Source organism: Thioalkalivibrio denitrificans (assembly GCF_002000365.1).
GTDB lineage: Bacteria > Pseudomonadota > Gammaproteobacteria > Ectothiorhodospirales > Ectothiorhodospiraceae > Thioalkalivibrio_A > Thioalkalivibrio_A denitrificans.
Genome location: NZ_MVBK01000079.1, coordinates 9,669 through 19,083, shown reverse-complemented (window position 1 = coordinate 19,083; position 9,415 = coordinate 9,669). Strand labels below are relative to the sequence as shown.

8 protein-coding genes are annotated in these 9,415 nt (G+C 65.2%); 3 read left to right on the top strand and 5 right to left on the bottom strand.

Annotated features, from left to right (window positions below; genetic code table 11):
- Positions 1–96 precede the first annotated feature (96 nt).
- A complete protein-coding gene (locus B1C78_RS12590) occupies positions 97–1,263 on the bottom strand; it encodes a hypothetical protein (RefSeq protein ID WP_077279522.1) in 1,167 nt (388 codons plus the stop codon).
- A 246-nt stretch (positions 1,264–1,509) separates the two neighbouring features.
- On the opposite strand from B1C78_RS12590, the gene moaA reads away from it, so the two are divergent.
- Positions 1,510–2,493 carry a GTP 3',8-cyclase MoaA gene (moaA, locus tag B1C78_RS12585; RefSeq protein ID WP_077279521.1) on the top strand — a complete coding sequence of 328 codons (984 nt, stop codon included), beginning with the start codon at positions 1,510–1,512 and terminating at the stop codon, positions 2,491–2,493.
- 87 nt (positions 2,494–2,580) lie between these two features.
- Here moaA and B1C78_RS12580 read toward each other — a convergent pair whose 3' ends face one another.
- The 3 genes from B1C78_RS12580 to B1C78_RS12570 are packed head-to-tail and all read right to left on the bottom strand — an operon-like array spanning position 2,581 to position 5,909.
- Entirely contained in the window at positions 2,581–3,852 is a 1,272-nt protein-coding gene (locus B1C78_RS12580) for a BamA/TamA family outer membrane protein (protein ID WP_077279520.1), read from the bottom strand.
- 43 nt (positions 3,853–3,895) lie between these two features.
- Positions 3,896–4,498, bottom strand: a complete 603-nt coding sequence (locus B1C78_RS12575; protein WP_077279519.1) for a DedA family protein — start codon at positions 4,496–4,498, stop codon at positions 3,896–3,898.
- Between the two features lie 52 nt (positions 4,499–4,550).
- Positions 4,551–5,909 carry an NAD-dependent succinate-semialdehyde dehydrogenase gene (locus B1C78_RS12570; protein ID WP_077279545.1) on the bottom strand — a complete coding sequence of 453 codons (1,359 nt, stop codon included), beginning with the start codon at positions 5,907–5,909 and terminating at the stop codon, positions 4,551–4,553.
- 177 nt (positions 5,910–6,086) lie between these two features.
- Here B1C78_RS12570 and B1C78_RS12565 point away from each other — a divergent pair, with 177 nt between their 5' ends.
- Both B1C78_RS12565 and B1C78_RS12560 read left to right on the top strand, forming a co-directional pair.
- Entirely contained in the window at positions 6,087–7,046 is a 960-nt protein-coding gene (locus tag B1C78_RS12565) for a complex I NDUFA9 subunit family protein (RefSeq protein WP_077279518.1), read from the top strand.
- A 210-nt stretch (positions 7,047–7,256) separates the two neighbouring features.
- The gene (locus tag B1C78_RS12560) at positions 7,257–8,495 is read left to right on the top strand and encodes a multifunctional CCA addition/repair protein (protein ID WP_077279517.1); all 1,239 of its coding nucleotides are present in this window, start codon (positions 7,257–7,259) and stop codon (positions 8,493–8,495) included.
- A 15-nt stretch (positions 8,496–8,510) separates the two neighbouring features.
- Here B1C78_RS12560 and B1C78_RS12555 read toward each other — a convergent pair whose 3' ends face one another.
- Positions 8,511–9,311, bottom strand: a complete 801-nt coding sequence (locus tag B1C78_RS12555; RefSeq protein ID WP_077279516.1) for an undecaprenyl-diphosphate phosphatase — start codon at positions 9,309–9,311, stop codon at positions 8,511–8,513.
- Positions 9,312–9,415: the final 104 nt, after the last annotated feature.

The following is a 9,415-nucleotide window of genomic DNA, read 5'->3' as shown; positions in this document are numbered from 1 at the left end:
GAAAAGTAACTCGAGCCGGCTGAAAGCCGGATCGAAACGCATTTGACTTTAGCCTTTGACTCAGCGAAACACGGACGCTACGTCACCCCGAACCCCCTACTCCTCCCCCCAATACGCCGTCGCAATCCCATCCCCCAGATCCGCCTCGATCAGCCGCCGCCGAACCTCCAGCAACTGCTCGATAAGCTTCGGTTCGAAGCGCTCATAGGCCTCGGCGTCGGGTATGCGCTTCACCACGACACCCAGCAGCTCGGTGATGGCGTTGCCGATGGAATTCTGACTGATGGTGACGATCAGCTTGCCATCGTCATTGCGGTAGATGAGTTGCTTGAAGGCCGGCTGCCAGCGGATGGCATGGGCATAGCGGGCGTCGGTGATGCAGCGGTCGCGTACCTTCTTGGCGGTGCCGAGGAAGTCGTTGTTGAACAGCAGCACCTCTTCCACCGCCTCCGGAAAGTACACACCCTCGGGCATCTGCGCGCCGCGTGTTGAGACCTGGGTGAAGAACGTGCGATAGAAATCCAGGAAGCCTTCGAGGATGGCGTCGTACTCCTTCCAGAAACGCACCTCCTTCAGTGCCTCGGTGCCGCCCTGGATCTCCCAGCTGGGAAGGCCCTGGGGATAGCCGGTGAGGTCGATACGGGCATCGGCATCGGCGGCGGGTCTGAGCACCTTCAGATCCAGCGCCCGTGTGAAGAATTCGCGGTAGACGTCGCGCATGTAGGCCTGGAACAGGCTGTGCTGGCCGCCGTCGGTGAGGTTGGGGTTGTTCGGGTCGGCCAGGGGCGCATCCCTGAGGTCGTTCATGGGAAAGACGATGAAGTGGTTGTGCAGCATCCGGATACTGGGCACGCCGGGCGCGGTCAGCGGCCAGGTGGCATCCAGGCTCGCCTCGCCCGCCAGGATCAAGTGCTCGCCCGGATCGGGATACTGCTCCAGCATGTAGTCGATGAGGATCACGTTCATGCGGTTCCAGGCATGACGCACGTGCTCCGGCACCTGGGTGCGGCGCACCGGACGCGCCAGGGGATCGAGGACGCACTTGGAGGTGTTGTAGATGATGGAGGTGTCGAATTCGGTGCTGTGCCCCAGGGCCTTTCGATAGAGCAGCAGGTTTTCCGGGTTCACCAGCAGGCCGTTGTTGTGGGCCAGATCCGTTAGGTTCTCAGTACTGTTGAAGAACTCGTTGGGCTTCATCCCCTCCGGCACTTCCAGGGGGATGGGGCGGAAGGGGGTGACGATCTCACGGGGACCGGATGGCATAAAAACGACCTCAAGTGCATCTTAATGGGGTGGTGCGGTTCCCGGGCCTCGGCGGAGCACGACGAGCCGGCGCAAGTCCATGATCCATCAGTGGATTTATGAGCTGCCCAGGTGAATAACCCCGGCCTTTATAACATGGAATTGCGAGACGGGGTTGGCGTAAGCTGCGGACAATGGGGCGCCAAGCGCAGGGCGCGGCGCACCGCGAGGGGCACGCTATAATAGGCAGCCGGGGGACATATTGACATGGCGCAACTGACAGACCGCTTCGGCAGACACATCGAGTACGTGCGCCTCTCGGTCACGGACCAGTGCGATCTGCGCTGTTTCTACTGCATGCCCCGCGGCTTCAGGGACTTCGAGGAGCCGGAGCACTGGCTCAACTTCGACGAGATCACGCGGGTCATGGGCGCCTTCGGCCGCCTGGGCGTTCAGCGCGTGCGCCTGACCGGGGGCGAACCGCTGGTGCGCAAGGACCTGCCCGGGCTGGTCTCCCGTCTCGCGGCGCTGCCCGGCATCGAGGACATCTCGCTGTCCACCAACGCCACCCGCATGCGCAAACACGCGCAGGCGCTCAGGGACGCGGGCGTGGGACGCATCAACGTGAGCCTCGACTCCCTCAGGCCGGAGGTCTTCAAGCAGGTCACCGGCGGCAAGCTGGAAAAGGTCCTGGACGGACTCATGGCGGCGAAAGAGGCCGGCCTGTCCCCGATCAAGATCAACATGGTGGCCATGAAGGGGGTCAACGACGGCGAGTTCGAGGACATGGTCGAATTCTGCCTGGAGCACGGCTTCACGCTGCGCTTCATCGAGACCATGCCCATGGGCGACACGGGCCGCCATGCCAGCCAGGATCACTACCTCGATCTTCAGACCGTCAAGGCCCGCCTGGAGAAACGTTTCGACCTCGTGCCCGGGGTGATGCCCGGCGGCGGACCGGCCCGCTACATGCAGGTGGTGGGCACCGATCTGAAGATCGGATTCATCACGCCCATCTCCCAGCACTTCTGCGAGACCTGCAACCGGGTGCGCCTGTCCGTGGACGGCACCATCTACACCTGCCTCGGCCAGGAGCACAACCTGGAGCTGCGCCCCCTGCTGCGCGCGGGCTGCAGCGACGACGAACTCCTGGACGCCATCCGGCGCGCGGTGGACCTCAAGCCCGAACGCCACGAATTCCGCGACCGCCCGGAGAAGGTCCTGCGCTTCATGTCGATGACGGGCGGATAAGAGGCAGGTACAAGGTACAAGGGTAAAGGGACAAGGGGCGCCGCTCTTATTCCCTTTACCCTTGTACCTTTACCCTTGTACCTGCCTTCAAAATGTATGACTCGTCCCCACATACACCCGTCCCTCGTCGCCGTAGGCCGCATCCACCCTCAGTTCCGTGCTCACGAACCAGCGCAGGTTGACGCGCAGGCCGATGCCGGCGCTGGCCAGCATGTCGGAGAGGTCCACATCGTTGCTCGGCCAGACGCCGCCCGCGTCGGCGAACAGCACGCCGCGCACATTCGGGTTGCCGAACAGGGGACGCAGATATTCCATATTGAGCAACAGGCGCACGTCCCCCTCCCGGTAGTCCCGCTTGTAGCCGCGCAGGCTGGAACTGTCGCCGACGCTGTAGGCCGTCTGGCCAAACGGCGTGTCGTTGGCCCAACCGGCGCGTACCTGGTAGTTGAGGTTTGATGGCAATTCGCCGCCCAGCCCCCGGTAGCGCCGGTAGAACAGGTCGAAACGCTGATGGTCCCGGTTCGCGCCCAGATCAGGCACCCCCAGCGTCACTCCACCTCCGTACTCCACACCCTCGCGCCGCACGCCCAGATCGGCGACGTCGGTGAACCGAACACCCACCCGCCAGCTCACATCCTCGCCGGCGTCCGGCAGCTCCGCCTCCGAATCCAGCGCCTGGTAGCGGCGGCTCTCCCAGCGCACACCCGTGTCCAGACGCCAGCCGCGGCTGGGACCGCGGCGATCCAGCCATCGTGAGAGGGAGAGGCCGGTGTAGCGATAGCGCTCCCGGTAGCGATCCGAGTCGTTCCCGCCGGAAGGGGACTTGGTTCGATCGCCCATCCCGAGATCCAGTCCGGCTCCGAAGCGGGTGCCAGGCACCCGGGCGACGCGGTAGCCCAGGCTGAGCCGCTCGTCCCGCTGTTCCGTGCCGCTCGCCGCCTCGTCAATGTCAAAGCGCAGGCGGAGTCGGTGATTGAGACCGAAGACATTGTCGGCACGCACCTCGCCCCCGTAGCGCAGGTCGCCGTCGGCGCTTCGGCTCAGGCGCGGCAACACGAAGTAGAAGTATTTTTCCGCGAGGTGATAGGTGAGCACCACGCCGCCCTCCACCGACGCGGTCTCGGCGCGGACGTCCTTGAACAGGCCCAGGTTCATGAGCGACTGGCGCGAGGCCTCGATGGCCCCCGGGTCGGCGGGATCCCCCTCGCGAATCAGCAACTCCTGACGCAGCACCGACGCCCGGGTCACGCGGTTGCCCTCGAAGGCGATCTCCAACACGGGTGGCGGAACGGCTTGCGCCGCCGACCAGACCGCCCAGAGACAGGCGGCGAGAGGCAAGAGCCATGTCCTCTGACTCATTCCCGGCTTTCGCTTCTGCGCCCTGTCTGTTGGCTCTGCGGCGTCAGCCCCGCTCATACACGACTTCTTTGAGCCGGTACAGCACGAACACCGCCACCGACAGCAGCACCAACGATACCGCCGTCGTTCCGTAGACACCGAGCCAGGGTTCAAGCATCTCCCACTGGGCGCCGAGCAGGTAGCCGCTGATGCCGAGTACCGCGCACCAGAGTGTGGTACCGGCAAACGTGAACAGCAGGAAACGCCCGAACGGCATGGGCAGCAGACCCGCCGGCAGTGACACCAGGCTGCGCACCGTTGGCACGAAGCGCCCGCCCATCACCAGCCAATCGCCGTGACGCTCGTACACGTCGAGGACCACGTCCAGATCGCTCTCCTTCAGGAGCATGAAGCGGCCACGGCGCTGGAAGAACCGCCGCACGCGCAGTTCACCCACGTGGCGGGCGATGAGATAAAGGACCGTCGAGCCCAGCGTGCCGCCGACGCTGCCGGCAAGGATCACACCCAACAGATGCAGAATTCCCTGGTGCGCCAGGAATCCCGCAAAGGGCATGAGCACCTCCGGCGCCACCACCAGCATGGATACCCCGAGCCCCCAGTAACCCAGGCGCTCCACGGCGTCCACGGCGGTTTCCACGAGCGTCATGGCCGCGCCCCGGCCCCGTCCGGAGCCACCGCACTCTCAGGCGCGAAGCACACTAGCGAATCCAGACGGTCTTGGCGTTGACGAACTCCCGGATACCCAGCAGGGAGAGTTCGCGGCCGTAACCGGAATCCTTGATACCACCGAAGGGCAACCGGGGATCACTCTTCACCAGGCCGTTGACGAAGGCGCACCCGCAGGCCAGCCGCCGGGCCACCGCCTCGCCACGGGCCGCGTCCCGGCTCCAGACGCTGCCGCCAAGACCGAAACGGGTGTCGTTGGCGATGCGCACGGCATCATCCTCGTCGCGGGCACGCAGGATCGCCGCCACGGGGCCGAACATCTCCTCCTCGTAGGCCGGCATGCCCGGCCCCACACCGTCCAGTATCGAGGCCTGGTACCAGTTCCCCTTGCCTTCCACCGGCTGGCCGCCCTCGAGGACCTGTGCACCGTGTTTGACAGACTCATGCACCTGCGCGTGCAGGGCGTCGCGCAGATCGCCCCGCGCCATGGGCGCGAGTGTGGTGGATTCATCCATGGGATCCCCCGGGCGCAGGGCCCGCACGGCCTCCCGGAATTGCTCCAGGAAGGTCTCCGCGACCGGCTCCACGACCACGAAGCGCTTGGCGGCGATGCAGCTCTGCCCGGCATTCATGTAGCGCGAGGCCACCGCCTGCTCCACAGTGAGCTCCAGGTCCGCATCCTCCAGCACCACGAAGGGGTCCGAGCCGCCCAGTTCCAGCACGGTCTTCTTCAATACCTCGCCCGCCACGGCGGCCACCGCGCGGCCGGCGGGCTCGCTGCCCGTCAGCGTGACGGCGTGCACGCGCCGGTCCCGGATGACGCCCTCCACCTGCGAGGCACCGATCATCAGCGTCCGGAAGACGCCCCTCGGAAATCCCGCCGCCTCGAACACAGACTCGATGGCCAGCGCGCAGCGCGGGACATTGGAGGCATGCTTGAGCAGTGCCGTGTTGCCCGCCATCAGTGCCGGCGCGGCAAAGCGAAAGACCTGCCAGAATGGAAAGTTCCAGGGCATGACCGCCAGGACGGTACCCAGCGGCTGCCAGGCCACCAGCGAACGGGAGGCATCCGACGCCAGCACCTCGTCGGTGAGAAACCGCTCGGCCTCGGCGGCGTAGTAATCGCACACCTTGGCGCACTTTTCGATTTCCGCACTTGCCTCGGAGATCAACTTGCCCATCTCCTCGGTAATCAGCCGGGAGAACTCCGGCTCGCGCTCCCGCAACACCCGCGCGGCACCCTGAAGGAACCGGGCACGCTCGGCCATGTGCAGTTTCGCCCAGGCGGGCGCGGCCTCACCGGCCTGCGCCAGGGCGCTTTCAATCCGGCTGTCATCCCAGGGTTCAAAACGGCCCATCTGGGCGCCATTGGCAGGATTTACGGAGAGCATGGTCACGACACGGGCCCCCTGATTGAAATGGGAGCGGCAAATTGCCGCCGAACGGCCGTAGTGTACCGCGGAGACAGTATTCCGGCATGGGGCATCCGGAACAGGGGCCGCGCCATGCCACCATGCGTTAAACTACGCCTCGGCGGGAACGACCATCCAGATTGAGAGCGGGAGAACATGAAGATCGACACCGTTTGCATGCTGGGGGGCACCGGTTTCGTGGGCAGCCACCTGGCGGCGCGACTGGTAGCCACGGGCCGGCGCGTCAAGATCATCACACGGCGCAGGCAGCGCCACCGGGACCTGCTGGTCCTGCCGGGGGTACAGCTCATCGAGGGCGACATCCACGATCCGGCCACGCTGGAGCGGCACTTCAAAGGCTGCGACGCGGTCATCAACCTGGTCGGGATCCTCAATGAGAAGGGCCACAACGGCAGTGGTTTCCGCCGTGCCCACGTGGACCTGGCCCGTACCGTGGTGGCCGCGTGCCACAACGCGGGCGTCGGGCGGCTGCTGCACATGAGCGCGCTCAATGCCGATTCCGGCGGCGGTCCAAGCCTGTATCTTCGCACCAAGGGTGAGGCCGAGAACCTGGTGCGCACCCAGTCGGGGGGCGTACAGGTGACGGTGTTCCGCCCGTCGGTGATTTTCGGCCCGGGCGACAGCTTTCTGAACCGGTTTGCCGGCCTGCTGCGCATCTCGCCGTTCCTGCCGCTGGCCTGCCCCGATGCGCGTTTCGCGCCCGTGTTCGTGGGCGATGTGGTGGAGCGCTTCGTGGACAGCCTGGAGGACCGGGAAACCTTCGGACAGCGTTTCGATCTCTGCGGGCCCCGGATCTACACCCTCATGGAGCTGGTCCGCTACACCGCCCGGGTCATCGGCGTGCGGCGGCTCGTGATCGGCCTGCCTGACTGGGCATCACGGCTGCAGGCCACGGTGTTCGAGTACGTACCGGGCAAGCCCTTTTCCATGGACAACTACCGCTCCCTGCAGCGCGACAGCGTCTGCCCCGGCGGCGGCACCTGCCCCACCACCCTGGAATCCGTCGCCCCGTGCTACCTGGGCCAAAGCGACCGCAACGCACGCCTGCAGCGCCTGCGCGGCTCGGCCGGGCGGGTCGGAGAATGGACAGGATGAACAGGATTGACAGGAACTCGAAAAGAAGAAAAGAGAATAGACAGGATTAACAAGATTTACAGGATTTAAGTCTTTTAAAAACAATCATGTAAATCTTGTTAATCCTGTCTAAAGTTCTTTTGTCTTCATCCTGTCAATCCTGAAAAATCCTGTTCATCCTGTCCATCAAGGTCTTTTGAACCCCGGCACACCCCACCCTACACTGCACTCATGAAAACCTATCTGGTCGGCGGCGCGGTGCGCGACGAGCTTCTGGGCCTGCCCGTCAGGGAGCGGGATTACGTGGTGGTGGGCGCGACGCCGGAGCGCATGCTGGAGCTGGGCTACCGGCAGGTGGGGCGCGATTTTCCGGTGTTTCTGCACCCCGAAACCCACGAGGAGCACGCGCTGGCGCGCACGGAGCGCAAGACCTCCCCCGGCTATCACGGCTTCACGGTGCACGCCTCGCCGGAAGTGACACTGGAAGAGGATCTCATGCGCCGAGACCTCACCATCAACGCGATGGCGCGCTCGGCCGACGGCACGCTGGTGGACCCCTTCAACGGTCGGACTGATCTCGAGGCCCGGCTGCTGCGGCACGTGTCCCCCGCCTTCGCCGAGGACCCGGTGCGCATCCTGCGCGTAGCCCGATTCTCGGCCCGATTCGCGCCGTTGGGTTTTCGTGTGGCCGACGAGACCCGGGCGCTGATGACAGAGATGGTGCAGATGGGTGAGGTGGATGCACTGGTGCCGGAGCGGGTCTGGCAGGAAACCGAGCGCGCCCTGGGCGAGATCGATCCGGCGCGTTACTTCCAGGAGCTGCGGGCCTGCGGTGCCCTGGCGGTGCTGTTTCCGGAGATCGAGCGCCTCTTCGGCGTGCCCCAGCCGCCACGCTATCACCCCGAGATCGACACCGGCGTGCACACGCTCATGGTGCTGACCCAGAGCGTGCGCCTGAGCGACGACACAAAGGTGCGCTTCGCCGCGCTGACCCACGATCTTGGCAAGGGCACCACCCCAGCAGAGATCCTGCCCAGCCACCGCGGCCACGAGGAGCGCAGCGTCGATCTGGTGCACGAACTGTGCGATCGCTACCGCATTCCCAACGCCCACCGCGATCTCGCCGTCATGGTGGCCCGCTGGCACGGCAACGCCCACAAGGCCCTGGAACTACGCCCATCCACGGTGTTGAAGACCCTGGAGGGCCTCGACGCCTTCCGCCGCCCCGAGCGGCTGGAACCGTTCCTGCTGGCCTGCGAGGCCGACTACCGGGGCCGCACCGGCTTCGAGGATCTGTACTACGCCCAGGCCGACTACCTGCGCGCGGCATTTGAATGCTGTCAGGCCGTCTCTGCCAGCGATCTGGTCACCGAGGGGCTGGAGGGCAAGGCCATCGCCGACGCGCTACACGACCGCCGCGTCCACGCCCTGAAGGCACTCGCGGAAACATTCACACCTGCCGGCGGGTGATGACCCAGCAACCCTTCACCAAAAGAAAAACAGCAGGAACGCCCCGAGGAGCAGTCGGTAGATGACGAAAGGCAGCATGCTGAAGCGTGCCAGCAGTTTCAGGAAGTAATGGATGCACAGGTAAGCGCTCACGCCCGACACCAGCACACCCAGGAGGATCAGGCCCCACTGGACGCTCTCTTCCGGTTCGCGCACCAGGCTCATGGTTTCGTAACCGCCGGCCAGGGCGATGATGGGGATGGACAGCAGGAAGGAGTAACGCGCGGCGGCCTGGCGCGTGAAACCCATGAGCAGCGCGGCGGTGATGGTGATACCGGAGCGCGACGTCCCGGGAATCAGCGCCAGCGCCTGGGCCACGCCGATCACCACCACGTCCTTCCAGGTGATCGTGTGCTCGTCCCGGGTGCGCTTGCCCGTGACATCGGCAAACAGCAGCAACACGGCAAAGCCGATGGTGGCCATGGCGATCACCTGGGCCGAACGCAGGTGGGTGGAAATGATGTCGTGGAACAGCAGGCCCGCCAACCCGGCAGGTATGGTGCCGAAGCCCACCGCCCAGGCCAGCTTCGCATCCGGCGTCAGCCCCCGCCCTCGCAGCGAGCCCACCCATTCCACCGTCATGCGCCGCAGTTCATGGCGAAAGTAGATGATCACCGCCACCAGCGAGCCGATATGGGTGGCCACATCGAAGGTGAGCCCCTGGTCCTCCCAGTCGGTGAGTTCCGGAACCAGGATCAGGTGGGCGGCACTTGAAATGGGCAGGAATTCGGTCAGGCCCTGTACAAGGGCGAGAACCAGGGTTTGAAACAGATCCAAGAGGGGCTCCCTGTCTTGTCCGATTCTTCTCTTGGCGCCGGAGTCTCACAGGATGAGGGGCAAGTGGCAAGTCTCAAGTGGCAAGGCCCCCTCCCCGGCCCTCC

Bases quoted from the DNA above. Each gene is read 5' to 3' on its own strand.
- B1C78_RS12560 (WP_077279517.1), top strand. From the start codon at position 7,257: ATGAAAACCTATCTGGTCGGCGGCGCGGTGCGCGACGAGCTTCTGGGC.
- B1C78_RS12565 (WP_077279518.1), top strand. From the start codon at position 6,087: ATGAAGATCGACACCGTTTGCATGCTGGGGGGCACCGGTTTCGTGGGC.
- moaA (WP_077279521.1), top strand. From the start codon at position 1,510: ATGGCGCAACTGACAGACCGCTTCGGCAGACACATCGAGTACGTGCGC.
- B1C78_RS12580 (WP_077279520.1), bottom strand. From the start codon at position 3,852: ATGAGTCAGAGGACATGGCTCTTGCCTCTCGCCGCCTGTCTCTGGGCG.
- B1C78_RS12570 (WP_077279545.1), bottom strand. From the start codon at position 5,909: ATGCTCTCCGTAAATCCTGCCAATGGCGCCCAGATGGGCCGTTTTGAA.
- B1C78_RS12590 (WP_077279522.1), bottom strand. From the start codon at position 1,263: ATGCCATCCGGTCCCCGTGAGATCGTCACCCCCTTCCGCCCCATCCCC.
- B1C78_RS12575 (WP_077279519.1), bottom strand. From the start codon at position 4,498: ATGACGCTCGTGGAAACCGCCGTGGACGCCGTGGAGCGCCTGGGTTAC.